The sequence below is a fragment of the Acidovorax sp. FJL06 genome (assembly GCF_003852545.1).
Classification (GTDB): domain Bacteria; phylum Pseudomonadota; class Gammaproteobacteria; order Burkholderiales; family Burkholderiaceae_C; genus Acidovorax.
Map to the genome: position 1 here is coordinate 1 of NZ_QAJR01000027.1, position 25,930 is coordinate 25,930.

Below are 25,930 nucleotides of genomic sequence, written 5' to 3' on the forward strand. Positions count from 1 at the left end.
GCCCTCCCCCCCCACCCAGCCCCCCCGCCCCCTGCACCCCGCCTGGGTGGTGGTGCTGGTCAGCACCTGGCTGGCCACAGCCTGCAATGTGCCCCTGTGGCAAGAAGTGGCCCAACTGCCCGGCCAGGGCAGCCTGCGCGGCTGGGGGTTTGCGCTGGCCTTTGCGGCCATCGTGGCGGCCGGCAATGCCGCGCTGCTGAGCCTGTTGGCCTGGCGCTGGACGCTCAAGCCCGCCGTGCTGGTGCTGGTGCTGATGGCCGCCTTTGGTGCCTACTTCATGCTCGCCTACGGCATCGCCATCGACGCCAGCATGCTGGTCAACGTGATGCAGACCGACGTGAAGGAAGCCGGCGACCTGCTGAACACGCGCATGCTGGGCACCGTGCTCGCCCTGGCCCTGCCCCCGCTGCTGTGGCTGTACCGCCGCCCCGTGCTGCGCCTCACGGCCCTGCGCCACCTGGCCCACAACGGGTTGCTGCTGGCGGGCTCCATCGCCGTCATCGTGGCCTGCCTGCTGCTGGTGTTCCAGGACTTTGCCTCCACCATGCGCAACCACACCAAGCTGCGCTACCTGATCAACCCGCTCAACAGTGTGTACGCATTGGGCCACATCGCCACCAAACCCCTGCGCATGGACACCAGCAAGCTGCTGCCCCTGGGGCGCGATGCCCAACTGGGTGCCAGCTATGCCGGCCAGGCCCAACCCCCGCTGCTGGTGCTGGTGCTGGGCGAAACCGGCCGCAGCGGCAACTTCGGCATCAACGGCTACGAACGCGACACCACCCCCCTGCTCTCGGCCCGCAAGGACCTGGTGAGCGCGCGCAATGCCTGGTCCTGCGGCACCAGCACGGCGGCCTCGGTGCCCTGCATGTTCTCGCACCTGGGCCGCACTGGCTATGAAGCGCGCTCGGCCAACTTCGAGAGCCTCATCGACGTGCTGCACCACGCGGGCCTGGCCGTGCTGTGGATGGACAACCAATCGGGCTGCAAGGGCGTGTGCGACCGCGTCGAAGAGATCAACACCTCCACCACCAAAGACCCGGCGCTGTGCACCGGCAGCGAATGCCTGGACCGCGTGATGCTCAGGGACCTGGACGCGCGCCTGGCCGCCCTGCCCGCGGAACAGCGCCAGCGCGGCACGGTGGTGGTGCTGCACCAGATGGGCAGCCACGGCCCCGCCTACTACAAGCGCTCGGCCCCCGAGAACAAGAAGTTCAGCCCCGAATGCACCTCCACCGCCCTGCAGGAGTGTGAGCGCCAGCAGGTGGTCAACGCCTACGACAACAGCATCGTCGAAACCGACCATTTCCTGGACTCCGTGCTCCAATGGCTTGCAGCGCGCAGCAAGCAAGCGCAGACAGCTATGATTTACGTAGCAGACCACGGCGAATCGCTGGGCGAGAACAACATCTACCTGCATGGCCTGCCCTACAGCTTTGCCCCGGATGTGCAAAAGCACGTGCCCTGGATCACCTGGCTGTCGCCGGCCATGCAGGCGCGCACCCAACTCACCACCGGCTGCCTGCAGCAAGACCTGGCCGAACGGCGCGTCAGCCACGACCACTACTTCCATTCGGTGCTGGGCCTGATGGACGTGAAGACCGGCGCCTACAACAGCGCACTGGACATGTTCAGCGCCTGCCGCACCCCGGCGGCGGCCAAGGGCTGAACGCGGGCGGCCCGAGGCATGCCCGCCCGGGGGTCTGCAGGGGAACCTGACCAGGCCGCCACCCCCTCCCTGGCACCGGGCCTTGCCCCAGCCAACCGTGCCTTGCGCCTTGACCGCTGCCGACACAAGCTGTTTCGCACGCCTGCCAGGGCCGCCTGCAAGCCATCGTCCCGCCAGAACATGCGCGCCGGGATTGGCCGGACTTCCCCCCTGGATGCACAAGCAGCCCCCGAACCGCGAACTCCTTTCGGAGGAAGCCGTGCCTAAAATATCCCGCGCCGCGCAGCTTGTCCCGCAAGCTCTGCGGGATTCTTGCCACCAGGGCTTCCCCCAAGAAGTCAAACGCACACCCACCGCCATCCATCGATCAGCAATTGGCTGCAGAAGATGATTCACTTCTTCCGCCAGGACTCAGAGAACCCTCCATGTTTCGCATCTTTTTCAGCCCCGTTGTCGCGATCTGTCTTGTCCTGTTTGGCGCCTTTCTCATGCATGCTGGCAACAAGAACGCCGTCAAGTTTGCTGCGTTGCGCGACCACGGAAAGACAACCAAGGCCGAGGTCACCAAGCTGGAGTGGAAAGAGAAGAAGACCAGCCATGCGGACAGCCTCTACACAGCGCATATCCGCTTCACAACAGAAGACGGCCGCGAAATTCGGACGGAAGTAGGCATTGCTGCAGAGCAGGGCCGCGCCTTGCGCAACCACTCCGCCCCATCCGCCATCACGGTTCGCTATCTGCCTGAAGCGCCCAGCACGCTTCAAGACATCAACCAAGACGACTCCTCCGATGCCCAAAAGGGAGTTGGTCGCTACATGCTGTTTGCGGGACTCGCCCTCTTGGTCCTCCGTTTCTTCCTGTCAAAGCGTGCTGACTGAGCCCCCCTCACCCACGCCCCGCCCACCCCGCCGCTTGCGCCACCAGGTGCCCCCGGAACACCTCTGCAATCGGTGACAGCTGCTTGCCCTTGGGCCAGACCAGGTGCCATTGCGACTGGATGGGAAACCCCTGAACCTGGAGGACGGCCAGGCCCTCGTGGTGCGGGCCCAGGGCGTGGAGAGAGACGATGGACACGCCGAGCTGGCCTTCGACGGACTCCTTGATGGCCTCGTTGCTGCCCAGCTCCAGCACAGCGCTGGGGGCAAAGCCCATCTGGCGCAGGTGGGCGTCGGTGGCCATGCGGGTGCCCGATCCCTTTTCGCGCAGGAGGAAGCGCTCGCCCTGCAATTGCGCCAGGGTGACACGTTTCCTGTGCGCCAGCGGGTGGCTGGCAGGGGCGATCAGCACCAGGGGATTGGGCATGAGGATCTGGTCCTCCAGCGGCAGATCGCCGGGCGGCATGGACATGACGTAAAGGTCGTCCAGGTTGCTGCGCAGGCGGGTGATGACATGGTCGCGGTTGAGCACTTCGAGCGAGATGTCGATCTGCGGGTGCAGCTTGCAGAAGCTGCCCAGCAGCCGGGGCACAAAGTACTTGGCGGTGCTGACCACGGCGACCTTGAGGCGACCGCTGGTAAGGCCCTTGGCGCCCGAGACCCGCTGCTCGAACGCATCCCACTCACCCGCAATGGCGCGTGCCGTGCGGGCCAGCGCATGGCCCGCGTCGGTCAGGTGCACGCGGCGCGAGACGACTTCGTACAGCGGCAGGCCCACGGCCTGGGTCACCTCGCGCAGTTGCATGGAGGCCGTGGGCTGCGTGACATGCATGACCCTGGCTGCCGCACTGACGCTGCCGGTTTCGGCCAGCGCGAGGAACAGCCGCAGTTGTCGAAAAGTGATGTTCATAGATTTTTATCTATGGATGGCCGCATTCGAATCGATTTTACTTTGTACCCAGCCTTGCCTAGCATTGCGGGCAAAGGAATCAAACGATGCAAAGCCTGCTGGACCCTGCGGTCCTTTTTTTTGCCCTCGGGGTGTTTGCAGCCCTGGTGCGATCCAACCTGGAGATGCCTGCGGCCATCTCGAAATTTCTGTCGATCTACCTGCTGATGGCGCTGGGCCTGAAGGGCGGCTTCGCACTGGCCGCATCGGGTTTCACGGCCAGCGTGGCCAGCAGCCTGGGGCTGGCGGTGCTGCTGTCCGTGGTGGTGCCGCTGGTGGGCTACATGCTGCTGCGGCGCGTGCTGTCGGGCTTCAACGCGGCGGCCGTGGCGGCCACCTATGGGTCGGTGAGCGCAGTGACGTTTGTGACCGCCACGCAGTACCTGGAGTCGCAATCCATCGCCTACGGCGGCTACATGGCAGCGGCCATGGCGCTGATGGAATCGCCCGCCATCATCCTGGCCGTGATGCTGGCCAATGCGTTGCGGCAGAAGGAGCAGACCGTGGCCGTGGCCACCGGCACCCCGCCCATGGTGGCGCTGACGGGTACAGGTGCCGCCACGCTGGGCGGGCATGGCCTGGGCCATGGTGGTGGCAAGGGGGGCCCGCACCTGTCCGTTGGCAAGATCCTGCACGAATCGTTCACCGACGGCACCCAGCTGCTGTTGCTGGGCGCTATGCTGATCGGCCTGCTGACGGGCGAAGCCGGCCAGGCCGCCATGCAGCCGTTCTCGGGCGATCTGTTCAAGGGCATGCTGTGCCTGTTCTTGCTGGACATGGGCCTCGCCACCGCGCGCAACCTGCCTGCGGTGCGCCAGCAATCCCCCTGGCTGCTGGCCTATGCGGTGCTGGGCCCGCTGGTGCACGCCAGCCTGGCGCTGCTGCTGGCCTGGCTGATCCAGGTGCCGATGGGCGATGCCGCGCTGCTGATGGTGCTGGCCGCCAGCGCGTCCTACATCGCCGTACCGGCGGTGGTGCGCTATGCCATCCCCGAGGCCGACCCGTCGCTGTATGTGAGCCTGTCGCTGGGGGTCACCTTTCCGCTCAACATCGTGCTGGGCATTCCGCTGTACACGCAGGTGGCACAGCGGCTGTGGGAGGCGTAAGCCACAGCCCCCACCCACCAACGAGCCCCAGGGCAGATCGTCCGCCGGGGCTCAAAACAAGCTGCCCTGCCCGCGCAGCAGGCCGGGGCGGAACTGCACCAGGTCCAGCCCTTCGCGCTCGCGGTTGAGCCCCAGGCGGCGGCAGGTGGTGGCAAAGCGCTGGCGCAGCAGGTCGGCCCACAGGCCGCTGCCCTTCATGCGGTGGGCAAAGTGGCTGTCGTAGGTTTTTCCGGCATCCCGCTGGGCATCGCTCAGGTGGTGCAGGTCTTGCACCCGCGCCATCACACGGGCAGCGCGCTGCGGGTAATGCACCTGCAGCCATTCGCCGAACAGGGTGTCCAGCTCCCAGGGCAGGCGCAGCACGGTGTAGAAGGCGCTGCGCGCCCCGGCATCGCGCGCTGCCTCCAGCACCTGCTCCATGTCTTCGGTGATGAAGGGGATCTGCGGTGCCACGCTCACCCCCACGGGCACGCCGGCTTCGGCCAGCGTGCGGATGGTGCGCAGGCGCCGGTGCGGCGCTGCGGCACGCGGTTCCATGCAGCGCGCCAGGGCGGCGTCGAGCGTGGTGATGGTGACGTACACCGCCGCCAGGCGCTGCGCGGCCAGCGGGGCGATCAGGTCCAGGTCGCGCTCCACGCCGCTCGATTTGGTGATCAGCGAGAACGGATGGCGTGCATCGCGCATCACCTCGATCACACTGCGGGTGAGCTTCAACTCGCGCTCCACGGGCTGGTAGCAATCGGTGGCCGAGCCGATGTTCAGAAGGCGCGGCACATACCGTGGCTGCGCCAGTTCGCCACGCAACACCTCGGCAATGTTGTGCTTGGCCACGATCTGCGTTTCAAAGTCCAGCCCCGGCGAGAAGTTGAGGTAGCTGTGGGTAGGCCGGGCATAGCAGTAGATGCAGCCATGCTCGCAGCCCCGGTACGGGTTCACCGAAAGCTCAAAAAAGATGTCGGGCGAGTCATTGGCACACAGGGCGCTGCGGGCCGTCTCCAGGTGCACGCGGGTGGCGGGAGCGGAAGCCTCCGCCTCGCCTTCCGCTCCCACGGAGGGCCACAGGCTGCCCCAGCCATCGTCCACCGGCTCGCGCACATCCCGAGCAAACCGGTGCGCCAGGGCCGTGGCCGCGCCCCGGCCGCGCAGGGCCTGCAAGGGGATGCGGACCTCTTCGGGCGGCGCGGGGATGTCGGATTTGTCCGTGAAGGTGCGAGGCATAACTGTATGAATATACAGTTATTTGATGTTGTGTGCTTGATCCGACCCGCCCCGCAGACGCGCACGCCACCGTGGCGCTGCTTATTCCTTGAACAGCCCCTCGATCAGCCCCCGCAGCCACTGGTTGCCGGGGTCGCTTTCAAAACGCTTGCTCCAGTGCAGCGCCACTGTGAAGTCGCGCAGCGGCAGCGCGGGTTCGATGAGGGTGTAGCCCCCGTCGGACGCAAAGGTGAGCGCGATGTTGCGCGGCATCACCACCGCCAGGTCGGTGGCGCGCACGATGGCGGGCAGCACCATGAAATGCTCGGTGGTCAGGCGCATGCGGTCTTCGAGCTGCAGCATCTCCAGGATGCGCAGCGTGTCCGAATGCGTGCGCACGGCCACAAACTCCAGCTGCCGCAGGTCCTTGAGCAGGGCGGGCCCACTGCGTTTCTTCGCCGCGAAGGGGTGGCCTGCGCGCAGCAGCACCACATAGCGGTCTTTGATGAGCTGCACCCGCTGCGTGTCCTTCACCGTGGGCAGGAAGCCGAAGGCGAAGTCGATGCGGCCGCTGTCGAGCAGCGGCGGGATCTCGCTGCGCGGCACGGGCAGCGTCTCCAGCCGCACGCCAGGCGCCTGGCGCCGCAGCGCCACCATCAGGTCCGGCAGAAAGCGGCCCTCGCCAATGTCGCTCATGTGGATGCGAAAGACCTTGCGCGATTGCAACGGCTCGAACTGCGCGGATTCGTTGAGCGCCTCTTCCAACAAACCCAGGGCGCTGCGCACCGCGTCGGCCAGCCGGTCGGCCTTGGGCGTGGGCTGCACGCCGCCGCCCGCGCGCACGAACAGCGGGTCCTGGATCAGCAGGCGCAGCCGCGTGAGCGCCTGGCTGGCGGCGGGCTGCGTCAGGTCCAGCAGCTCGGCGGCACGGCTCACGTTGCGCGTGCGGTAGACGGCATCGAACACGCGCAGCAGGTTGAGGTCAATGTCCTTGATATGCATGGGATGAATACCGCTTAGTCACTTCATTGTATTGATGGATGAACCACGCACCCCGAAGATCCGGGGATGCCTTCACCCACCCCCGTCCCCCCATCGCTCCCCACCGTGCGCGAGGCCGTGCTCAACCTGCTGCGCGGCTTTCGCATCGACACCATCTTCGGCAACCCCGGCTCCACCGAGCTGCCGCTGTTCCTCGACTTCCCCCCGGACTTCCGCTACATCCTCGGCCTGCAGGAGTCGGTGGTGGTGGGCATGGCCGATGGCTACGCCCAGGCCACGCACAACGCAGCCTTTGTGAACCTGCATTCAGCGGCCGGTGTGGGCCATGCGATGGGCAACATCTTCACGGCGCACAAGAACCGCACGCCCATGGTCATCACGGCCGGGCAGCAGGCGCGCTCCATCCTGCCGTTCGACCCCTTCCTGTTTTCGGGCCAGGCCACCGAACTGCCCAAGCCCTATGTGAAGTGGAGCGTCGAGCCCGCGCGCGCCGAAGACGTGCCCCTGGCCATCGCCCGGGCCTACTACATCGCCATGCAGCAGCCGCGTGGGCCGGTGCTGGTGTCTATCCCCGCCGACGACTGGGACAAGCCTTGCGAGCCGCTGCAGGCCCGCAGCGTGAGCACCGAGACGCGCCCCGAGCCCCGCGTGCTGCAGGCCATTGGCGATGCGCTGGATGGCGCAGAGCGCCCCGTGTTCGTGGTGGGCGCCGCCGTGGACCGCGACCGCGCCTGGGACGGCGTGGTGGCGCTGGCCGAGCGGCACAACGCCGCCGTGTGGATCGCGCCCATGTCCGGCCGCTGCGGCTTTCCGCAGGACCACCGCCTGTTTGCGGGCGTGCTGCCCGCCATGCGCGAGAAGATCGTGGCACTGCTCTCCGGGCACGACCTGGTGTTCGCGCTGGGCGCCGCCGCCTTCACCTACCACGTGGAAGGCTTCGGGCCGCACGTGCCGCCGGGCGCGCAACTGGTGCAGCTCATCGACGACCCGGGCACGGCCGCCTGGACGCCCGAGGGCACCTCGGCCGTGGGCAGTGTGCGCCTGGGCGTGCAGGACTTGCTCGCGCGCCCGGCGCCTGCAGCGCGTGCCCAGCCCCCGGCCCGCGCCGCGCGGCCACGGGCTGAGGCTTCGGTGCCCGGTGCCTTGATGAGCGTGCCCTACGTGATGCAGACCCTGGCCGAAGTGCGCGATGCAGCGTCCATCGTGGTCGAGGAAGCCCCCAGCTCGCGCGCCGCCATGCACGCCTACCTGCCTATCCTGCAAAGCGAAACCTTCTACACCATGTGCAGCGGCGGCCTGGGCTACGGCCTGCCCGCCGCCGTGGGCGTGGCGCTGGCCACGCCGGACCGCAAGGTGATCGGGCTCATCGGCGATGGCTCGGCGATGTACTCCATCCAGGCGCTGTGGAGCGCAGCGCAACTCAAGCTCCCCATCACCTTCATCATCCTGAAGAACCGCCGCTATGCGGCGCTGCAGGAGTTCGCGCCCACCTTCGGCTTCCACGAAGGCGACAAGCTCGAAGGCACCGACCTGCCCGACCTGGACTTCCTGGCGCTGGCGCGGGGCCAGGGCTGCGACGCCGCGCGCGTGAGCGATGCCAGCCAGTTGGCACAGGTGCTGCGCGACGCACTGGCGCATCCCCGCGCGATCCTGGTGGAGGTGGATGTAGCCTGACACCGCCCCTCGGCGGGGTGCCCATCGCCGCCAAACTTTTGGTTTATTGCACAAGATCCGGCACACCCGGGCTTTATCGGAGACAAGCATGCATTCCTACCCCCTTCGCACCCCACGCCGCCTGCTGGGCGCACTGGCCCTGGCGGGCACGGCCTTCGGCCTGCTGCTGCAGCCCGCCCAGGCCCAGACCGAGGCCTGGCCCGGCAAGCCCATCAAGGTGATCGTGAACTTCCCGGCGGGCGGCGCGGCCGACCAGATCGCGCGTGCGGTCACCGTGCCGCTGCAGACGGCGCTGGGCCAGCCCGTGGTGGTCGAGAACCGGGGCGGCGCGGGCGGCAACATCGGCGGCGAAGCGGTGGCCAAATCGCCGGCCGATGGCTACACCCTGCTCATGAGTTCGGGCGGCATGGTGTCGGTCAACCCGCACCTGTACCCCAAGATGCCATTCGACCCCACCAAGGACCTGGTGCCCGTGGCGGCTGCCGCGCGGGTGCTGGTGTTCCTGGAGGTCCGGCCCACGCTGCCGGTCAACACCATCCAGGAGTTCATGCAGTACCTCCGTGCCAACCCGGGCAAGCTGAGCTTTGGCACGCCGGGCAACGGCAGTTCGCCCCACCTGGCGGCGGAGATGCTCAAGGCCCAGGCCAACGTGTTCGCGGTGCATGTGCCCTACCGCGGCGCCGCCCCGGCCATGCAGGACCTGCTGGGCGGACAGGTGGACTTCATGTTCGACCCGGGCATCGGACTCCAGCACGTGAGGGCCGGCAAACTCAAGCTGCTGGCCGTGGGCAGCGCCAAGCGCTCGCCCCTGTTCCCCGACGTGCCCACGCTGGAGGAAGTGGGCCTCAAGGGCTTTGACGCCGACACCTGGTTTGGCTTCTACGCCCCCGCCGGCACGCCGCCCGAGCTGGTGGCGCGCCTGAACCGCGAAATCAACAAGGTGCTGGCCACGCCGGCCGTGAAGGAGCGCATCCATGCACTGGGCGGCGTGCCCGCGCCCATGTCTGCGGCCGACTTCCACGCCCGCGCCGCCATCGACAGCATGCGCTTTGGCGCCCTCATCAAGGCCCGCAACATCAAGGGAGACTGATGCCCCGAATGCCCGCGCGCGGCAGTGCGAGATTGGCGATGGTCTACAGTCCCGCGCTTTGTCACAACCTCAGAGGTACTGCCATGGCGCGCAAGCCCCAGATCATCCTGTCGTCGCTCGACGTTGACCGCATCGAGGCCCTGCTGGCCGCGATTCCGGCCAGCGTCTTTCCGGGCAAGGCCGAGCTACAGGCAGAGCTGGACCGGGCGGACGTGGTGGCGCCCGAGGAGATCCCGCCCAATGTCGTGACCATGAACTCCACTGTGCAGTTTTCCATCCTGGAGACGGGCAAGGAGTTCTGCCTGACGCTGGTCTACCCCCGCGATGCCGATGGCACCGCAGACCGCATCTCGATCTTCGCCCCCGTGGGCAGCGCCCTGCTGGGCCTGGCGGTGGGCGACGAACTGGCCTGGCCCGGCCCGGGTGGCAAGTCGATGACGGTGCGGGTGAAAGACATCCTGTACCAGCCTGAAAGCGCGGGCGAACTGCACCGTTGATGCCCCGCCGCCAGGCAGCGGGCCACATGCTGCTTGGCGCAATACCGGCCACCAGTGACAATGGCAGCCGCCATGACCACGCCGCCCCCACCGCAGGCACCAGACCTGCCGCCGTCCATCGACCCGTTCGACCCGGACTCCACCCTCGCCTTTCAAAGCCGCATGGAGCGGGCGCCCGAGTGGTTCTGCTCTTTCCTGGCCGGCAACAGCCGTGAAAAAAGCCGCCTCAAACGCGAGGTGGCCACCATGAAGGGCTCGGTGGTGTGGCTGGTACAGCAGCGCCGCCAGGGCAACTGGACGGCCGATGAGCGCGCCCATCTGCGCGGCGTGATGCGCTCGGCATCGTCCGTCAGCCCTTATCTCTTCGTGTGGGTGATCCCCGGGTCCATGCTGATCCTGCCCTTCATGGCCTGGTTTCTGGACCGGCAGCGCAAGCGGCGCGCGCGCCTGCCCTCGGCCTGACTCGGACGCGGGCGCCCTCCCCCTGGGGGCAGGGTCCAAACGCTAGGCCCAGTGGCTGGACACCGCCACCAGCATGCCCGCCCCCACCAGGCCCAGCTGCCAGCGCAGCGCCGTGGTCCACGAGGGCACATGGCGTTCCACCCGCAGGTACAGCACCCGCCCGGCGGCCAGCGACAGCGCAAAGGCCAGCAGCATGCCCAGCGCATTGACCACTGGCGCATCGGGCCACAGATGGCTGACCACGGCGTTCACAAGCAGGCACACCGAGAAGTGCACCAGGAAAACCGAATACGACATCTGCCCCAGCTGCACCAGGGGCGCAATCCCGCGCCATGACCGCAGGCGCTCGGAGCGCAGGGCCAGCACCAGGCCCAGCGCGGCCACCAGGGCCACCGCAATGCGTCCCCGGAAATCCATCGCCAGCGCCGTGCCGCCCAGCAGCACCATGGCCGCCAGCCAGCCCTGCGCCTGCGGCCCCTGGGGCGCGCGCGCAGCCCAGCAGGCCATCATGCCCAGCCCATAGGCGCCAAAGAAGTACAGCGCCCACATGTCCAGCCCGCCCATGCGGTTGAACACCCAGAGCGACGCCGCCGTGCACGCCACGGCGAGCGCCTGGCCCAGGGCCCCGGCATGGCGGCGCACCCAGGCCCCCGGCAGGGCCTTGACGCCCGCCAGCAGCAGCACCCCCATGGCAAACAGCTGGAAGTCGATGGCCACGTACCAGACGCCGGCCGACAAGGCGCCCTCGCCCACGATGTCCTGCAGCAGCAGCGCATTGGCCAGCAACTGCGACAGGGTGGGCTGCTCAGGGACCGACGGATGCCCCATCCAGGGCCGCACCAGGGCAGACACCACCACCGACAGCACCAATGCCACGGCATAGGGCACCACCAGCCGCACGAACCGCTTGGCGATGGCATTGCCCGCATGGTCGAACCGCGCCACGCCCTGGGGCGCCAGGCTGGCCGCCGCCAGGTAGCCCCCCAGCACCAGAAACACCTGCACGGCCATGCGGCCGTAGTCGTACAGCCAGGCCAGCAGCGTGGGCGCCAGCGGGTGGGCAATGTCCGACATCGGGCCGTAGAAGGCCAGGTGGTGCCAGACGATGGTGGCGCACGCCATGCCCTTGATCATGTCGATCAGCGGCATGCGGGAGGTGGAAGAAGACATGTTGTTCTGGGTGGAATCAACCGGCCAGGGCGCGGCGGGCCCTGGGGCAAACCCGCTATTGTCCTCCGTCAGCGGTTTTTTTGCATGCCCTTCGTGTCGCCGCCATGTCAATGCGGTACCGCAGAGACCTTCTTCTATTTCCTGAATTTTCAGTATTTACTGAAAACCCAGGAAGCAGGAGCGCAATGCGCCTTCATGGTCTATGCCACATCCTTCCCCCTTGAACCGCCAGTTCGTGGCCCATTTTGGCGAAATGGGCAGCCACAGGGGCATCAACCGCACGGTGGGCCAGATGTACGCGCTCATCTTCCTGCCCCCGCCCGCTCAACACGGACGAGATCGCCGAGATGCTGGGGTTCTCGCGCACCAACGTGAGCTTGGGTCTCAAGGAAAGGCGCGCAGCGACTCAGGGGGCTCAATACCTGAGACTGCCTTCCGCATCCACGATGGCCAGTTCCACATAGGTAGAGCCGTTGTGGCTCTTGGGCGAATACTTCACGCTGAAGCGCCCGAACGCGATCTCTCCGCTGTCTTCCATCGCCTTGGTGAAGGATTCGGTGGTGAGGTTGCGGCCGGCGCGGCGCAGCCCCTCCACCAACAGGCGCGCGTGCACAAAGCCCTCCAGCTGCGACGCGGATGGCTGGGCCCCCGGTGACCTGGCTTTCAGCAGCGCCAGGTACTCTGCCACCACCGGCACCGTGGTGCTGCGCAGCGAGGGCATGATCTGCGCGAGGATGATGCCGCGCGCCTTGTCCTTGAGTTCGCGGTGGATCACGTCCATGCTGGCCACGGAGAACCCATAGTAGGCGGGCCGCGCCGGCGTGGCCTGCACGGCCTTGACGTAGCTGGTGAAGGTAGTGCCCGCCGTGGCCACGATCACGGCCTGGGGCTGGGCCCTCTCGGTGGCCTGCGCCGCAGCGGCAAAGTCGGGCTGCTTGGGGTCCACCTTGATCTCGGTGAAGAAGGCGAGCTTTTCCTCCTCGGACGCTTTCTTGAGTTCCGCCAGCAGCGTCTTGCCCAGGCCATCGTCCTGGTAGAACACGGCCACGCGGCTGATGCCCTGGTGGCGCAGCTGCGAAACGATGCGGCCCGCTTCGCTCGCATAGCCGGCCCGCACGTGGAAGACATAGGGGTTCAGGTTTTCGCGGAACGCTGAGGCGCCCGTGACCGGCCCGAACAGCAGCGTGCGGTGCTCCTTGATCAGCGGCAGGATGGCCGCCGTCTGCGCCGTGCCCGTGCTGTTGTAGATCATGAAGACCTTGTCGTTCTCCAGCAGCTGGCGCGTGTTCTCCACGGCCTTGGGGGTGTCGAAGCCATCGTCCAGCGTGGTGTAGCGGATCACCCGGCCATGCACGCCCCCCTGGGCGTTCACGGCATCGAACATGAGCCGCGAGCCCTCGCCATACTGCGCCGTCTGCGCGCCCAGCGGCCCCGAGAGCACCGCCGACGCCCCCAGGCGGATCTCGTCGGCGGTCACGCCCTCATTGCGGGCCTGCGCCCCCTGGCTGGCACCCAGGGCCAGCAGCAGCCCCAGCAGACATGAACGAAGCATGGAAGAGTCCCTCGGGGCAACGATGAAAGAACGGCGCTGCGGCAAGCCGGGCCATCTGGTTATTAATCATCATCATTGTTCGCAACCGGCCTGCCGTCTATTGGGGGTTTGCCCTGTCGCGATCCGCCCACAGGCAAGCCCCCAAACGGCTGCGCCCGCAGCGTGTCAAACGCTGCGGGCGCAGAAGGCCGGGGAAGCGCGCGGCGCAATCAGAGCTTCAGGCGGGCCCGGGCTGCCTCGTATTCAGCGCGCAGCCTGGCCACCAGATCCGCCGTGCTGGTCACGGCATCAATGGCACCAATGCCCTGGCCGCAGCCCCAGATGTCCTTCCAGGCCTTCTTGGCGTCGCCGCCGAAGTTCATCTTGCTGGGGTCGGACTCGGGCAGGTTGTCGGGGTCCATGCCAGCGGCACGGATCGAGGGCGCCAGGTAGTTGCCGTGCACACCCGTGAACAGGTTGCTGTAGACGATGTCGTCCGAGCTGCCCGCCACGATGGCCTGCTTGTAGTCATCGCTGGCACGCGCTTCGTGTGTGGCAATGAAGGCCGAGCCGATGTAACCGAAGTCCGCGCCCATGGCCTGCGCGGCCAGCACCGCGTCGCCGCTGGCGATGGAACCGCTCAGTGCAATGGGGCCGTCGAACCACTGGCGAATTTCCTGGATCAGCGCAAACGGGCTCTTCACGCCCGCATGGCCACCCGCACCCGCCGCCACGGCGATCAGGCCGTCGGCGCCCTTTTCAATCGCCTTGCGCGCAAACTTGTTGTTGATGATGTCATGCAGCACCACGCCGCCCCAGGCGTGCACGGCCTGGTTCACGTCCTCGCGCGCGCCCAGGCTGGTGATGATGATCGGCACCTTGTACTTGGCGCAGACCTGCATGTCGTGCTCCAGCCGATCATTGCTCTTGTGCACGATCTGGTTGATGGCAAAGGGCGCGGCGGGCTTGTCGGGGTTGGCCTTGTTGTAGGCCGCCAGCGTTTCGGTGATCTCGGCCAGCCATTCATCGAGCAGCTCGGCGGGGCGGGCGTTGAGCGCGGGCATGGAGCCCACCACGCCGGCCTTGCACTGCTCGATCACGAGCTTGGGGTTGCTGATGATGAACAGCGGCGAGCCGATGACGGGCAGCGACAGGTTTTGCAGCACGGGAGGCAGTTTGGACATGGCAACGACTTCCAGGACAAAGAATGGTTTTGAATGAAAAAGGCTGTAGCGCCTTCACAGCAAGCGCTATCAGCTATTGTTTTTATAGCACCCACCCACTGCATCACAGCGGGTGGGGTCTCCTCACACACCGGGCGTGGCCGGCGCTCAGAACGCGTCCAGCGCCAGCTCGGTCACGCTGGCGGCGCCTTCCACGATGCTGTCGCGCAGGCCCGGGGCCTTGACGAGGATGTGCTCTGCGTAGAACTGCGCCGTGGTGATTTTTGCGCGCATGAAGGCTTCGTCCTGTCCCTTTTGCAACAGGTCTTGCGCCACCAGCAGGCTGCGCGCCAGCTGCCAACCCGCCACCACATTGCCCGCCAGCATCAGGTAGGGCACGCTGCCGGCAAACACGGCATTGGGGCTGGCCTTGGTGTTGCCCGCCACGAAGTCGATCACGTCCAGCAGCGCCTTGCGTGCCGCCGAAAGGCGGCGTGCCATGGCCTGGGCCGCGGGCGTGCCGCTGGCCAGCAGGTCGGCTTCTGTCTTTTCGATCTGCGCGGCAATGCCCTTGGCAGTCTGGCCGCCGTCGCGCGCCGTCTTGCGGCCCACGAGGTCGTTGGCCTGGATGGCCGTGGTGCCTTCGTAGATGGTGAGGATCTTGGCGTCGCGGTAGTACTGCGCGGCACCGGTTTCTTCGATGAAGCCCATGCCGCCGTGCACCTGCACGCCCAGGCTGGTGACTTCCTGGCTCATCTCGGTGCTGTAGCCCTTGACCAGGGGCACCATGAATTCGTAGAACGACTGGTTCTGCCTGCGCACCTCCGCGTCGGGGTGGTGGTGCGCAGCATCGAACGCGGCAGCCGCCACCGTGGCCATGGCGCGGCAGCCTTCGGTGTAGGCGCGCATGGTCATGAGCATGCGCTTCACATCGGGGTGGTGGATGATGGCCGCGCTGGCGTTGATGCTGCCGTCCACGGGGCGGCTTTGCACGCGGTCCTTTGCGTACTGCACGGCCTTCTGGTAGGCGCGCTCGGCAATCGCGATGCCCTGCATGCCCACGGCGTAGCGCGCGGCGTTCATCATGATGAACATGTATTCGAGGCCACGGTTCTCCTGGCCCACCAGGTAACCCACGGCACCGCCGTGGTCGCCAAACTGCAGCACGGCGGTGGGCGATGCCTTGATGCCCAGCTTGTGCTCGATGCTCACGCAGTGCGCATCGTTGCGGGCGCCCAAGGACCCATCCTTGTTCACCAGGAACTTGGGCACCACGAACAGGCTGATGCCCTTCACGCCCTCGGGCGCGCCCGCCACGCGGGCCAGCACCAAGTGCACGATGTTGGCGGCCATGTCGTGCTCGCCGTAGGTGATGAAGATCTTGGTGCCGAACACCTTGTAGCTGCCATCGGGCTGTGGCTCGGCGCGCGAACGCACCAGGGCCAGGTCCGAGCCCGCCTGGGGTTCGGTGAGGTTCATGGTGCCGGTCCACTCGCCGGTGATCAGCTTTTCGAGGTAGGTGGCCTTGAGCTCATCGCTGCCGGCCGTGAGCAGCGCCTCGATGGCGCCGTCGGTCAGCAGCGGGCACAGCGCAAAGCTCATGTTGGCGCTGTTGGTCATCTCGATGCAGGCCGCACCAATGGTCTTGGGCAAGCCCTGGCCGCCGAAGTCGGCCGGGTGCTGCAGGCCCTGCCAGCCACCCTCGCCATACTGGCGGAAAGCGTCCTTGAAGCCGGGGGTGGTGGTGACCACGCCGTCTTTCCAGCTCGATGGGTTCTTGTCGCCTTCGAAGTTGATCGGAGCCAGCACGCCCTCGTTGAACTTGGCGCACTCTTCCAGCACGGCGGCGGCCGTGTCGAGGCCTGCGTCTTCAAAGCCGGGGATTTGTGCGATCTGTTCGATATTGGCCAGGTGCTCGATGCCGAACAGCATGTCCTTGACGGGGGCGGTGTAGCTCATGGGGAGTCTCCAGGGAAGCAGAAAATTCTGAAAAAAAACGACTCAAAAAAAAGGCATCGCAAGCGATGCCTTTTGGGGCGTTGATGCCGGTGTGGTGCCTTACAGCGCCTTGACCAGTTCTGGCACGGCCGTGAACAGGTCGGCTTCCAGGCCATAGTCGGCCACGCTGAAGATCGGGGCTTCGGGGTCCTTGTTGATCGCCACGATCACCTTGGAGTCCTTCATGCCGGCCAAGTGCTGGATCGCGCCCGAGATACCGGCCGCGATGTACAACTGGGGGGCGACGATCTTGCCCGTCTGGCCCACTTGCAGGTCGTTCGGGGCGTAGCCCGCGTCCACCGCAGCACGGCTCGCGCCGATGGCAGCGCCCAGCTTGTCGGCCAGGGGGGTGATGACTTCGTCGAACTTTTCCTTGCTGCCCAGCGCACGGCCACCGGAGACGATGATCTTGGCGGCGGTCAGTTCGGGGCGGTCGTTCTTGGCGATTTCGCTGCCCAGATAGCTGCTCTTGCCCGCATCGGCGGCCGCAGCGGCGGTTTCGACGGCGGCGCTGCCGCCGGTGGCGGCTGCGGCGTCAAAGCCCGTGGTGCGCACGGTGACGACCTTCACGGCGTCGCCCGACTGCACGGTGGCGATGGCGTTGCCCGCGTAAATGGGGCGCTCGAAGGTGTCAGCGGCAATCACCTTGGTGATGTCGCTGATCTGGGCCACGTCCAGCTTGGCCGCCACGCGGGGGGCGATGTTCTTGCCGCTGGCGGTGGCGGGGAACAGGATGTGGCTGTAGTTGCCCGCAATGGCCAGCACTTGCGCGGCCACGTTCTCGGCCAGGCCATGGGCCAGGCCGGCGGCGTCGGCGTGGATGACCTTGCTCACACCGGCAATCTGGGCAGCGGCAGCGGCGGCGGCGCCTGCGTTGTGACCGGCCACCAGCACGTGCACGTCGCCACCGCAAGCGGCTGCGGCCGTCACGGTGTTCAGGGTTGCGCCCTTGATGGATGCGTTGTCGTGTTCAGCAATAACGAGTACCGACATTTAGATCACCTTCGCTTCGTTCTTGAGTTTCTCGACCAGGGCAGCCACGTCGGCCACCTTGACGCCAGCGCCGCGCTTGGCGGGTTCGCTGACCTTCAGGGTCTTGAGGCGGGGCGCCACGTCCACGCCGAGGTCTTCGGGCTTGACGGTGTCCAGCTGCTTCTTCTTGGCCTTCATGATGTTGGGCAAGGTGACGTAGCGGGGCTCGTTCAGGCGCAGGTCGGTGGTGATGACGGCGGGCAGCGACAGGGCCAGGGTTTCCAGGCCACCATCGATTTCGCGGGTCACGTTGACCTTGTCGGCAGCTAGGTCCACCTTGCTGGCATTGGTGGCCTGGGGCAGGTCGGCCAGGGCCGCCAGCATCTGGCCGGTCTGGTTGGCATCGTCGTCGATGGCCTGCTTGCCCAGGATCACGAGCTGGGGCTGTTCCTTGTCCACCAGGGCCTTGAGCAGCTTGGCCACGGCCAGGGGCTGCAGTTCAACGTCGGTCTCGACCAGGATGGCGCGGTCGGCGCCAATCGCCATGGCGGTGCGCAGGGTTTCCTGGCACTGGGCCACGCCGCAGGAGACAGCGATGACTTCGGTCACCAGGCCTTTTTCTTTCAGGCGCACGGCCTCTTCGACGGCGATTTCGTCAAAGGGGTTCATGCTCATCTTCACGTTGGCGATGTCCACACCCGTGTTGTCCGACTTGACGCGGACCTTCACGTTGTAGTCCACCACGCGCTTGACAGGGACCAAGACCTTCATTGCTGCGGCTCCTAGAGAGAGTTGGTTGAATTGACGTTTACGTAAACTGGAACATTCTATGCCGCACTGCAACGAAAGTGCTACAGGGCCAGGGCAGAGACTTCACGATCAAAAAAGAACGATCGTGCTTTTTGTCGATTATAGGCGAGTGCGCGGGGCAGCTGTCCAGTGTTTGTTGTCGCCTGCGGCACCTTGCCCCGGGGCTGCAGGGAGCACTCAGCGCACAGGGGCTGCCACTGGCGCGGCCGGAGCGCCGGGTGGAAAGGCCGCCGTCCGCCCCCCTTCGACCTGCACATGCATGACGCGCTGGGGGTAGGGAATCTCGATCTGGTGGGCGCGCAGGGCGCTCAGGATGGCACGGTTGATCTCCGAGCGCAGGCCCAAAGCGCCATTCTCGGGGTCGGCAATCCAGAAACCCACGGTGAACTCCAGCCCATCGGCGCCAAACGCCGACAACGCCACGCTGGGCGCGGGTTCGTGCAGCACCCGGCTGCTCGCGTGGGCCGCCTCGGCCAGCAGCCGCGTAACCAGGTCCACGTCGCTGTTGTAGCCCACGCTCACCACGGTGGACAGCCACACGCGCGGATCGGCCAGCGACAGGTTTTCCACCCGCTGGGTGATCAGCATCTCGTTGGGCACAATGGATTCACGGCCCGTGGAAGAGCGCACCACGGTGTAGCGCGCGTTGATGGCGGTGATGCGGCCCTCGAAGTTGTCCACACGCACGTTGTCGCCAATGCGCATGCTGCGCTCGGCCAGGATGACAAAGCCGCTCACGTAGTTGGCCGCGAGCTTCTGCAGGCCAAAACCGATGCCCACACCCACGGCGCCCCCCAGCACCGACAACGCCGTCAGGTCGATGCCCACAGCCGACAGCGCCATCATCAGCCCCACGAACACCAGCAGCGCGCGCACGGCATTGCTCACGGCCATGCGCAGCGACAGTTCGGCCCCGGTGGCCGAGCGCAGCAGGCGCGCCTCGATGACCGCGGAAATCCACAGCGCGATCAGCAACACGGCACCCGCCGTCAACGCACCTTCGATCATGGTGCGCACCGACAGCGTGGCCCCACCGACCTTCCAGTGGATCTGGTCCAGTTCGTCAAGCACCAACGGCAGCAGCCCCGTGACCCAGAGCACCATGCCCAGCCACGCCAGCCAGGAGATGGTGCGCTCGATGGGCCGCACCCAGGCAGCCTGGGGGTAAGCCACCTGCAGCACCTTCACGCCGATGCGGATCACCACCAGCGCCACCAGCACCGGAATGGCCACCTTGAAGGCCGCCAGCGCCATCCAGTGGTGCAGCGCGGTGCGCGCCACATAGGCCAGGCCCAGCAGCACCAGAGGGAACAGCGCGCCATCCACGATCCGCACCCCGAACAGGATGGAGCGCGGATCGCCCCGGTGCAGCCCGCGCTGCAGCAGCGCCACCAGCCCCCAGGCCAGGGCCACGCAGCCCGCCAGGGCCGCCAGCTCCACCAGCACCGTGGGGCTCAAAAAGGCCTGCACCCACAGGCCCACGTCGTCCAGCATCGGCTTGTCGATTGCCATTGTCATCGCGCGGGCCCTCAGCGCTTCCAGCCAGGCTGGCGCTTTTCGGCGAAGGCGCGCGCGCCTTCCTGCGCTGCCTCATCCATCATGTTGGCGGCCATGGCCTGGCCGGCCAGCTGGTACGCGGCATCCATGCCCAGCTCGCGCTGCTGGTACACCAGGGCCTTGCCCATGGCCACGGCCACGCGGGGCTTTTGCAGGATGGACTGCACCAGTTGCTCAACCTCGGCGTCCAGCGCCTCGGCCGGCACCACACGGTTGACCAGGCCCTGGGCCAGCGCCGTGGGGGCGTCGATGAAATCACCCGTCAGCAGCATCTCCATCGCCCGCTTGGCGGGCACGTTGCGCACCAGGGGCACGCTGGGCGTGGCGCAGAACAGACCGTAGTGGATGCCGCTGGTGGCAAAGCTGGCGCTGTCGGCCGCCACGGCCAGGTCGCACTGCGCCACCAGCTGGCAACCCGCCGCCGTGGCCATGCCCTGCACACGCGCGATCACGGGCACGCTGAGCTTGTGGATCGTGAGCATCATGCGGCTGCACTGCGCAAACAACTGCTGGTAGTACGCCAGGTCGGGATGGGCGGCCATGTCCTTGAGGTTGTGCCCCGCGCAAAAGGCCTTGCCCGCCGCCGCCAGCACCACAACGCGCACCGACTCGTCACGGCCGGCTGCGTCCAGAGCCTGCTGCAGCGCCGAGAGCATCTCGCTGCCCAGCGCATTGAAGCGGGCGGGGTCGTTCAGGGTCAGGGTGACCACGCCACGGGCGTCGCGGGTGGTTGTCAGCACATCATCGAAGTTCTTTGTCGTCATAGTTTGCTCCTGTCAGCCATCTGCACGCCGACTGAAACTGGCACGGCTCAGGCGAGGGCCGCCGCGCAAGGGCCGCCCCGCCGCGCTGGCGGCGTCCCCCTTCCGCATCGCGCCGCGATGCCAGAGAAGGGGGAAGCGGCGAAGCCGCTCAGGGGGTTGGTCACAAGTCCGCCAAGACCCGCAGGTGTGTCTCCACACTGCGCGCCAGCGGCCCCATCACGTAGCCGCCTTCCAGGCAGGACACGATGCGGCCCTTGGCATAGCGGCGCGCCACGTCCTTCACGCGCTGGGTGATCCAGGCATAGTCCTGCTCGGTCAGGCCGAGCTGGCCCATGTCGTCCTCGCGGTGGCCGTCAAAGCCCGCGCTCACAAAAATCATCTCGGGTTTGAAGGCTTCCAGCCGGGGCATCCACATCATCTCGATGATCTCCCGGATGTCCATGCCCCGCGTGTAGGCCGGCACCGGCACATTCACCATGTTGGGGGCCGGGTCCTGGTCGCCGCTGTAGGGGTAGAACGGGTGCTGGAAGATGCTCACCATGAGCGCGCGCGGGTCGCCGGCCAGGATGTCCTCGGTGCCATTGCCGTGGTGCACGTCAAAGTCCACCACCGCCACGCGCTGCAGGTTGTAGCGCTGCAGCGCATATTTGGCCGCCACCGCCACGTTGTTGAAAAAGCAGAAGCCCATGGCCTTGTCGCGGCAGGCATGGTGGCCCGGCGGGCGCACGCTGCAAAAGGCGTTCTCGACCTCGCCCGCCATCACCGCATCCGTGGCCGCTAATGCGGCCCCGGCGGCGCGCAGCGAGGCCTTCCAGGTGTGGGCGTTGATGGAGGTGTCGGTGTCGATCTGCGCGTAGCTCGGGCCACCGGCCATCAGCTCTTCGTTGAGCCGGTCCGACAGGCCGCGCAGCGCCGCAATGTGCATGCGGCCATGGGCCAGCTCGATGTCGGCCAGCGAGGCCTCGGGGGCCTCGTAGCGCTCCAGCGCATCGGCCACGCCGGTGACCAGCAAACGGTCTTCGATGGCATCGAGCCGTTCAGGACATTCGGGGTGCCCGGGGCCCATCTCGTGCTTCCAACAATCCCGGTGGGTGAAATAGCCCGTCTTGCTCACAGTCTTGTCCCCGCGTATCGCATTTTTCGCAGTTTTTCGGATAACGTCGCGCCATGACAATGAATGCCCAGCACAAGATCAAATCGCTTCTGGACCAGCTTAACACGGTGATTGTGGGCAAACAGGCCCAGGTGCAGGACTGCGTGGTCTGCCTGCTGGCGGGCGGCCACCTGCTCATCGAAGACGTGCCGGGCGTGGGCAAGACCACGCTGGCGCACGCGCTGTCGCACACCTTCGGCCTGCAGTTTTCGCGCGTGCAGTTCACCGCCGATCTGATGCCCAGCGACCTGACCGGCGTGTCGGTGTACGAGCGCGGCAAGGAGGCCTTTGTGTTCCACCCCGGCCCGGTGTTTGCCCAGGTGCTGCTGGCCGACGAAATCAACCGCGCCAGCCCCAAAACCCAAAGCGCGCTGCTCGAAGCCATGGAGGAAAAGCAGGTCTCGGTGGAGGGGGAGACCCGCGCCCTGCCCCACCCCTTCTTCGTGATCGCCACGCAGAACCCGCACGACCAGCTGGGCACCTTTGCGCTGCCCGAGTCGCAGCTCGACCGCTTCCTCATGCGCATCTCCATCGGCTACCCCGACCGCGCGGCCGAGCGCCTGCTGCTGTCGGGCGCCGACCGGCGCGACATGGTGAGCAGCCTGCTGCCCCTGCTGTCGGGCGAAGAACTGGCCGAGCTGCAGCGCCAGGTGCAGGCCGTGCACACGGCCGACCCGTTGCTGAACTATGTGCAGGACCTGATCGCCGCCACGCGCTCGGGCCGCTGGTTCCTGCAAGGCCTGTCCCCCCGCGCGGGCATTGCCTTGCTGCGTGCCGCCAAGGCCCAGGCACTGGTCGAAGGGCGCGACTACGTGGCGCCCGACGATGTGCAGGCCGTGCTGCCCCAGACCATCGCCCACCGCCTCGTGCCCGTGGGTGAGGCCGGGCGGGGTGCGGTGGAACAGGTGCGCGCCATGGTCGATGCCGTGCCCCTGCCATGAATGAAGCCCCCCTGAGTCGCTTCGCGCCTTCCCCCAGGGGGGACGACGCCCTCGCTGCGGGGCGGCCCTTGCTTGGCGTCCCTCGCCGAGACTGCGCCAGTGTGGATGACTGTGGACGACACATATCACCATGACCCCCTGAGATGACATCCGTCTCCGCCAACCCCACCGCCCCCTGGCGTACTGCCCTCGCCCGGCTGAGCCCGCTGGCGCCCTTTCGCAAGCGCTTCCAGAACTGGTGGCAGGCGCGCCTGCCTTTGAGCGACACCCTGCAGCTCACCCAGCGCAACGTCTACATCCTGCCCACCGGCTCGGGCTGGATGCTGGCGCTCACGCTGGTCGTGCTGCTGGTGGCGTCCATCAACTACCAGCTCAACCTGGGCTACCTGCTCACCTTTTTGCTAGCAGGCAGCGCCGTGGTGGGCATGCACATCTGCCACGCCAACCTGCGCGGCCTCACGCTGCACCTGAAAGCGCCCGAGCCCCACTTCATGGGCACGAGCACGGCGTTTGAACTGCAACTGTCCAGCGAACGCAAGTCGCCACGCTACGGTATTGCGCTGGCTGTGCATGGCACGGGCAAGGCCGAGCACCACTGGGCATGGACCGATGTGCCCGCCCAGGGGCAGGCCAGCGTGCAGGTGGCCTTCCGCCCCGCGCGCCGGGGCCTGCACCGCGTGCCCACGCTCACGGCCGAGACGCGGTTTCCGCTGGGCACCTTCCGCGTCTGGACCTACTGGCGCCCAGCCTCCGAGGTGCTGGTCTACCCCGCGCCCGAGGTGCCCCCGCAGCCCCTGCCCCCGGGCGAGCCGCGTGCGGGCGGCACCAGCAGCGCCCCATCGCAAGGCATTGGCGAGTTCGACGGCGTGCGGGCCTACCGGCGCGGCGACCCGCTCAAGCTCGTGGTGTGGAAAAAAGCCGCCAAGTCGCTGGCCACCGGTACCGACGACCTGGTCAGCCGCGACGCCCAGCGGACCCAGCGGCATGAGCTGTGGCTGGACTTGGCCCGCGCCGCCCTGCCCGACCACGAAGCCCGCGTCTCGCGCCTGACGGCCTGGGTGCTGCAGGCCGACCGGCTGGGCCTGGACTATGGCCTGCGCCTGCCCGGCACCGAGATCGCCCCCGACACCGGCCCCGCCCATCGCAAGCGCTGCCTGGAGGCGCTGGCCCTGTGTTGACACCCTCTTCGAATGCTTTGAGTATCAGAATGGCCTCTTGCGCTCACCCCATCAGCGCAAGCAGCTACTCATTCGATAGCAATTCAGCCCTCCAGCCCCTGGCGCACTCCGCCTTGCCATGACCCTGCGCCAAACCCTCCACGCCCTGCCCCGCGACGCCCGCGACACGCTGTTTCTGCTGTGCGTGATCGCCTGGGTGATTGCGCCGCAGGTGAACGCGCTGCCGGCCTGGGCCAGCCTGCTGGCGGGCGGCCTGCTGCTGTGGCGTGGCTGGCTGGCCTGGAAGGGCCGGTCCCTGCCCACGCGCTGGGTGCTCGCCATCCCGCTGATCCTGGCCGTGGGCGGCACGCTGTACACACACCGCACCATCCTGGGCCGCGACGCGGGCGTGACGCTGATCGTGATGCTGCTGGCGCTCAAGACGCTGGAGCTGCGGGCGCGGCGCGATGCCATGGTGGTCTTCTTCCTGGGCTTCTTCACGATGCTCAGCAACTTCTTCTTTTCGCAGTCGCTGTTCACCGCCGCTGCCATGCTGGTGGCACTGCTCGGGCTCCTGGCGGCCCTGGTCAATGCACACATGCCCGTGGGCCGCCCACCGCTGGCGCAAACGCTGCGCACGGCCGGCACCATGGCGCTGCTGGGTGCGCCCATCATGGCCGCGCTGTTCATGCTGTTCCCGCGCATGGCGCCGCTGTGGGGCATGCCCAGCGACACCATGGCCGGGCGCAGCGGGCTGTCAGGCGTCATGAAGGTGGGCAACATCGCCGAGCTGGCGCTGGACGACAGCGTGGCGATGCGCGTGCGCTTTGACAACCCCGGCGGTGGCGCCCCCCCCCAAAGCGAGCTGTACTTTCGCGGCCCGGTGTTCGGGGCCTTTGACGGCAGCGAATGGCATCCGCTCTCTGCCCGCACCGGCGACATCCCCCTCTCGCGCGGCAGCACCTCTGCCAACCTGCAGGTACGGGGCGAGCCCGTGCGCTACGAAGTGACGCTGGAGCCCCACCAGCAACCCTGGCTGCTGCTGCTCGATGCCGCCGTGGACAAACCCGCCATCGCCGGCATGGACACGTTCATGACGCAGGACCTGCAGTGGCTCACCAGCCGCCCCATCACCGACGTGGCCCGCTACAAGGCCGTGAGCTACCCCCAGTTCACCCACGGCCCCGGCGCCCCAACCCCCAGCCTGCGCGCCTACGCCGAACTGCCCACCGGCTTCAACCCCCGCACGCTGGCGCTGGCCCAGCAGATGCAGAACGCCCCTGAGATCACGCCCCGCCCTGCCCAGGACAGGGCCGAAGCCCTGGTCAACGCCGCCCTTGCGCGCCTGCGCACTGGCGGCTACACCTACACGCTGGAGCCCGGTGTGTACGGCCAGCACACGGCCGACGAGTTCTGGTTTGACCGCAAGCAGGGGTTTTGTGAACACATCGCCTCGTCCTTCGTGGTGCTGATGCGTGCGCTGGACATTCCCGCGCGCATCGTCACCGGCTACCAGGGCGGCGACCGCAACCCCGTGGACGGCCTCTGGACAGTGCGCCAGAGCGACGCCCATGCCTGGGCCGAAGTCTGGCTGGCCGGGCGCGGCTGGGTGCGGATCGACCCCACGAGCGCCGTGGCCCCCGGGCGCACCGGGGCGTTTGAACGGCTGCGCGCGCCCCAGGGCGCGCTGGCAGCGGCCATGGGCACGGTGATCAGCCCCGGCCTGGCACAAAGCCTGCGCGCGGTGTGGGAAGCCGTCAACAACAGCTGGAACCAGTGGGTGCTCAACTACACCCAAAGCCGCCAGCTCGACCTGCTCAAATCCCTGGGCTTTGAATCGCCCAGCTGGCAGGACCTGACCACGGTGCTGGGCATCCTGATCATCGTGGCCGCCCTGGGCGGCATGGCCTGGAGCCTGTGGGAGCGCAGCCAACACGACCCCTGGCTGCGCTTGCTGGCCCGCGCACGCCAGCGCCTGGCGCGCGCCGGGCTGGTGCTGCCCCCCACCCTGCCACCCCGCGCCATGGCCCAGCGGGTGCAGGCACAATTCGGCGCCCCCGCCACCCCCGTGGCCGACTGGCTGCTGCGCCTGGAACGCCTGCGCTATGCCCCCCACCCCGAAACCGAATGGAGCAGCCTGCGGCGCGAGTTCCGCACGCTGCCCTGGCCTCCCGCGCCCAAACCCTGACCCCC

The 25,930-nt window shown here is 67.2% G+C and carries 22 protein-coding genes and 1 pseudogene; 11 read left to right on the top strand and 12 right to left on the bottom strand.

Translation table 11 applies throughout. The features are described from left to right. The first annotated feature begins 46 nt into the window (after positions 1–46). Together DBV10_RS15375 and DBV10_RS15380 are read left to right on the top strand one after the other, a co-directional pair. Positions 47–1,669: a phosphoethanolamine--lipid A transferase gene (locus DBV10_RS15375; RefSeq protein WP_199740123.1), complete on the top strand. Its 1,623-nt coding sequence runs from the start codon at positions 47–49 to the stop codon at positions 1,667–1,669. 425 nt (positions 1,670–2,094) lie between these two features. Further along, positions 2,095–2,547: a DUF3592 domain-containing protein gene (locus DBV10_RS15380; protein ID WP_124514490.1), complete on the top strand. Its 453-nt coding sequence runs from the start codon at positions 2,095–2,097 to the stop codon at positions 2,545–2,547. Positions 2,548–2,554: 7 nt separating this feature from the next. Here the strand turns inward: DBV10_RS15380 and DBV10_RS15385 are convergent, their stop codons facing one another. Then, a complete protein-coding gene (locus tag DBV10_RS15385) occupies positions 2,555–3,454 on the bottom strand; it encodes a LysR family transcriptional regulator (RefSeq protein ID WP_124514491.1) in 900 nt (299 codons plus the stop codon). An 86-nt stretch (positions 3,455–3,540) separates the two neighbouring features. Here DBV10_RS15385 and DBV10_RS15390 point away from each other — a divergent pair, with 86 nt between their 5' ends. Beyond that, entirely contained in the window at positions 3,541–4,599 is a 1,059-nt protein-coding gene (locus DBV10_RS15390) for a sodium-dependent bicarbonate transport family permease (RefSeq protein WP_124514492.1), read from the top strand. 51 nt (positions 4,600–4,650) lie between these two features. Here DBV10_RS15390 and DBV10_RS15395 read toward each other — a convergent pair whose 3' ends face one another. Both DBV10_RS15395 and DBV10_RS15400 read right to left on the bottom strand, forming a co-directional pair. Next, entirely contained in the window at positions 4,651–5,817 is a 1,167-nt protein-coding gene (locus DBV10_RS15395; protein WP_124514493.1) for a PA0069 family radical SAM protein, read from the bottom strand. Positions 5,818–5,898: 81 nt separating this feature from the next. Then, positions 5,899–6,798 carry a LysR family transcriptional regulator gene (locus DBV10_RS15400; protein WP_199740118.1) on the bottom strand — a complete coding sequence of 300 codons (900 nt, stop codon included), beginning with the start codon at positions 6,796–6,798 and terminating at the stop codon, positions 5,899–5,901. 66 nt (positions 6,799–6,864) lie between these two features. Between DBV10_RS15400 and mdlC the strand changes: the two genes are divergently transcribed. From mdlC to DBV10_RS15420, 4 genes are all read left to right on the top strand, one after another. Next, positions 6,865–8,472: a benzoylformate decarboxylase gene (mdlC, locus tag DBV10_RS15405; RefSeq protein ID WP_124514495.1), complete on the top strand. Its 1,608-nt coding sequence runs from the start codon at positions 6,865–6,867 to the stop codon at positions 8,470–8,472. A gap of 88 nt (positions 8,473–8,560) precedes the next feature. After that, complete coding sequence (locus DBV10_RS15410) at positions 8,561–9,562, top strand: tripartite tricarboxylate transporter substrate binding protein (protein ID WP_124514496.1); 1,002 nt, start codon at positions 8,561–8,563, stop codon at positions 9,560–9,562. A gap of 83 nt (positions 9,563–9,645) precedes the next feature. Next, complete coding sequence (gene rnk / locus DBV10_RS15415; RefSeq protein WP_124514497.1) at positions 9,646–10,059, top strand: nucleoside diphosphate kinase regulator; 414 nt, start codon at positions 9,646–9,648, stop codon at positions 10,057–10,059. A gap of 72 nt (positions 10,060–10,131) precedes the next feature. Beyond that, positions 10,132–10,521 carry a hypothetical protein gene (locus tag DBV10_RS15420; protein WP_124514498.1) on the top strand — a complete coding sequence of 130 codons (390 nt, stop codon included), beginning with the start codon at positions 10,132–10,134 and terminating at the stop codon, positions 10,519–10,521. A gap of 42 nt (positions 10,522–10,563) precedes the next feature. On the opposite strand, the gene DBV10_RS15425 is transcribed toward DBV10_RS15420, so the two are convergent. Beyond that, positions 10,564–11,691, bottom strand: coding sequence for an acyltransferase (locus DBV10_RS15425; RefSeq protein ID WP_124514499.1), 1,128 nt, complete (start codon positions 11,689–11,691; stop codon positions 10,564–10,566). Positions 11,692–11,893: 202 nt separating this feature from the next. Between DBV10_RS15425 and DBV10_RS23175 the strand changes: the two are divergent. Further along, positions 11,894–12,083 (top strand): annotated as a pseudogene (locus tag DBV10_RS23175) (GbsR/MarR family transcriptional regulator); the annotation flags it as partial. A 23-nt stretch (positions 12,084–12,106) separates the two neighbouring features. On the opposite strand, the gene DBV10_RS15435 reads toward DBV10_RS23175, so the two are convergent. The 8 genes from DBV10_RS15435 to DBV10_RS15470 all read right to left on the bottom strand — a co-directional run bounded on the left by DBV10_RS15435 (position 12,107) and on the right by DBV10_RS15470 (position 21,600). Then, on the bottom strand, positions 12,107–13,243 hold the full coding sequence (locus DBV10_RS15435; protein ID WP_124514500.1) for an ABC transporter substrate-binding protein: 1,137 nt from the start codon (positions 13,241–13,243) through the stop codon (positions 12,107–12,109). Between the two features lie 209 nt (positions 13,244–13,452). Next, on the bottom strand, positions 13,453–14,406 hold the full coding sequence (locus DBV10_RS15440) for a nitronate monooxygenase family protein (protein ID WP_124514501.1): 954 nt from the start codon (positions 14,404–14,406) through the stop codon (positions 13,453–13,455). Positions 14,407–14,553: 147 nt separating this feature from the next. Further along, a complete protein-coding gene (locus DBV10_RS15445) occupies positions 14,554–16,344 on the bottom strand; it encodes an acyl-CoA dehydrogenase (protein WP_124514502.1) in 1,791 nt (596 codons plus the stop codon). A 99-nt stretch (positions 16,345–16,443) separates the two neighbouring features. Further along, positions 16,444–17,376 carry an electron transfer flavoprotein subunit alpha/FixB family protein gene (locus DBV10_RS15450; protein WP_124514503.1) on the bottom strand — a complete coding sequence of 311 codons (933 nt, stop codon included), beginning with the start codon at positions 17,374–17,376 and terminating at the stop codon, positions 16,444–16,446. Continuing rightward, positions 17,377–18,126 (bottom strand): electron transfer flavoprotein subunit beta/FixA family protein, encoded by a 750-nt coding sequence (locus tag DBV10_RS15455; RefSeq protein WP_124514504.1) that lies wholly within the window; start codon positions 18,124–18,126, stop codon positions 17,377–17,379. 216 nt (positions 18,127–18,342) lie between these two features. Next, on the bottom strand, positions 18,343–19,683 hold the full coding sequence (locus DBV10_RS15460; RefSeq protein ID WP_124514505.1) for a mechanosensitive ion channel family protein: 1,341 nt from the start codon (positions 19,681–19,683) through the stop codon (positions 18,343–18,345). A gap of 11 nt (positions 19,684–19,694) precedes the next feature. Then, on the bottom strand, positions 19,695–20,486 hold the full coding sequence (locus DBV10_RS15465) for an enoyl-CoA hydratase (protein ID WP_124514506.1): 792 nt from the start codon (positions 20,484–20,486) through the stop codon (positions 19,695–19,697). Between the two features lie 160 nt (positions 20,487–20,646). Next, a complete protein-coding gene (locus DBV10_RS15470) occupies positions 20,647–21,600 on the bottom strand; it encodes a histone deacetylase family protein (RefSeq protein WP_199740119.1) in 954 nt (317 codons plus the stop codon). Positions 21,601–21,659: 59 nt separating this feature from the next. On the opposite strand from DBV10_RS15470, the gene DBV10_RS15475 reads away from it, so the two are divergent. The 3 genes from DBV10_RS15475 to DBV10_RS15485 all read left to right on the top strand — a co-directional run bounded on the left by DBV10_RS15475 (position 21,660) and on the right by DBV10_RS15485 (position 25,925). Then, entirely contained in the window at positions 21,660–22,580 is a 921-nt protein-coding gene (locus DBV10_RS15475; RefSeq protein WP_124514562.1) for a MoxR family ATPase, read from the top strand. Between the two features lie 143 nt (positions 22,581–22,723). Continuing rightward, on the top strand, positions 22,724–23,758 hold the full coding sequence (locus DBV10_RS15480) for a DUF58 domain-containing protein (protein WP_124514507.1): 1,035 nt from the start codon (positions 22,724–22,726) through the stop codon (positions 23,756–23,758). 118 nt (positions 23,759–23,876) lie between these two features. Next, the gene (locus DBV10_RS15485; protein WP_124514508.1) at positions 23,877–25,925 is read left to right on the top strand and encodes a DUF3488 and transglutaminase-like domain-containing protein; all 2,049 of its coding nucleotides are present in this window, start codon (positions 23,877–23,879) and stop codon (positions 25,923–25,925) included. Positions 25,926–25,930 lie beyond the last annotated feature (5 nt).

Coding starts and splice junctions, on each gene's coding strand:
- mdlC (WP_124514495.1), top strand. CDS start 6,865: ATGCCTTCACCCACCCCCGTCCCCCCATCGCTCCCCACCGTGCGCGAG.
- DBV10_RS15400 (WP_199740118.1), bottom strand. CDS start 6,798: ATGCATATCAAGGACATTGACCTCAACCTGCTGCGCGTGTTCGATGCC.
- DBV10_RS15475 (WP_124514562.1), top strand. CDS start 21,660: ATGAATGCCCAGCACAAGATCAAATCGCTTCTGGACCAGCTTAACACG.
- DBV10_RS15480 (WP_124514507.1), top strand. CDS start 22,724: ATGACATCCGTCTCCGCCAACCCCACCGCCCCCTGGCGTACTGCCCTC.
- DBV10_RS15390 (WP_124514492.1), top strand. CDS start 3,541: ATGCAAAGCCTGCTGGACCCTGCGGTCCTTTTTTTTGCCCTCGGGGTG.
- DBV10_RS15445 (WP_124514502.1), bottom strand. CDS start 16,344: ATGAGCTACACCGCCCCCGTCAAGGACATGCTGTTCGGCATCGAGCAC.
- DBV10_RS15450 (WP_124514503.1), bottom strand. CDS start 17,376: ATGTCGGTACTCGTTATTGCTGAACACGACAACGCATCCATCAAGGGC.
- DBV10_RS15425 (WP_124514499.1), bottom strand. CDS start 11,691: ATGTCTTCTTCCACCTCCCGCATGCCGCTGATCGACATGATCAAGGGC.
- DBV10_RS15410 (WP_124514496.1), top strand. CDS start 8,561: ATGCATTCCTACCCCCTTCGCACCCCACGCCGCCTGCTGGGCGCACTG.
- DBV10_RS15485 (WP_124514508.1), top strand. CDS start 23,877: ATGACCCTGCGCCAAACCCTCCACGCCCTGCCCCGCGACGCCCGCGAC.
- rnk (WP_124514497.1), top strand. CDS start 9,646: ATGGCGCGCAAGCCCCAGATCATCCTGTCGTCGCTCGACGTTGACCGC.
- DBV10_RS15440 (WP_124514501.1), bottom strand. CDS start 14,406: ATGTCCAAACTGCCTCCCGTGCTGCAAAACCTGTCGCTGCCCGTCATC.
- DBV10_RS15455 (WP_124514504.1), bottom strand. CDS start 18,126: ATGAAGGTCTTGGTCCCTGTCAAGCGCGTGGTGGACTACAACGTGAAG.
- DBV10_RS15465 (WP_124514506.1), bottom strand. CDS start 20,486: ATGACGACAAAGAACTTCGATGATGTGCTGACAACCACCCGCGACGCC.
- DBV10_RS15395 (WP_124514493.1), bottom strand. CDS start 5,817: ATGCCTCGCACCTTCACGGACAAATCCGACATCCCCGCGCCGCCCGAA.
- DBV10_RS15420 (WP_124514498.1), top strand. CDS start 10,132: ATGACCACGCCGCCCCCACCGCAGGCACCAGACCTGCCGCCGTCCATC.
- DBV10_RS15385 (WP_124514491.1), bottom strand. CDS start 3,454: ATGAACATCACTTTTCGACAACTGCGGCTGTTCCTCGCGCTGGCCGAA.
- DBV10_RS15460 (WP_124514505.1), bottom strand. CDS start 19,683: ATGACAATGGCAATCGACAAGCCGATGCTGGACGACGTGGGCCTGTGG.
- DBV10_RS15435 (WP_124514500.1), bottom strand. CDS start 13,243: ATGCTTCGTTCATGTCTGCTGGGGCTGCTGCTGGCCCTGGGTGCCAGC.
- DBV10_RS15380 (WP_124514490.1), top strand. CDS start 2,095: ATGTTTCGCATCTTTTTCAGCCCCGTTGTCGCGATCTGTCTTGTCCTG.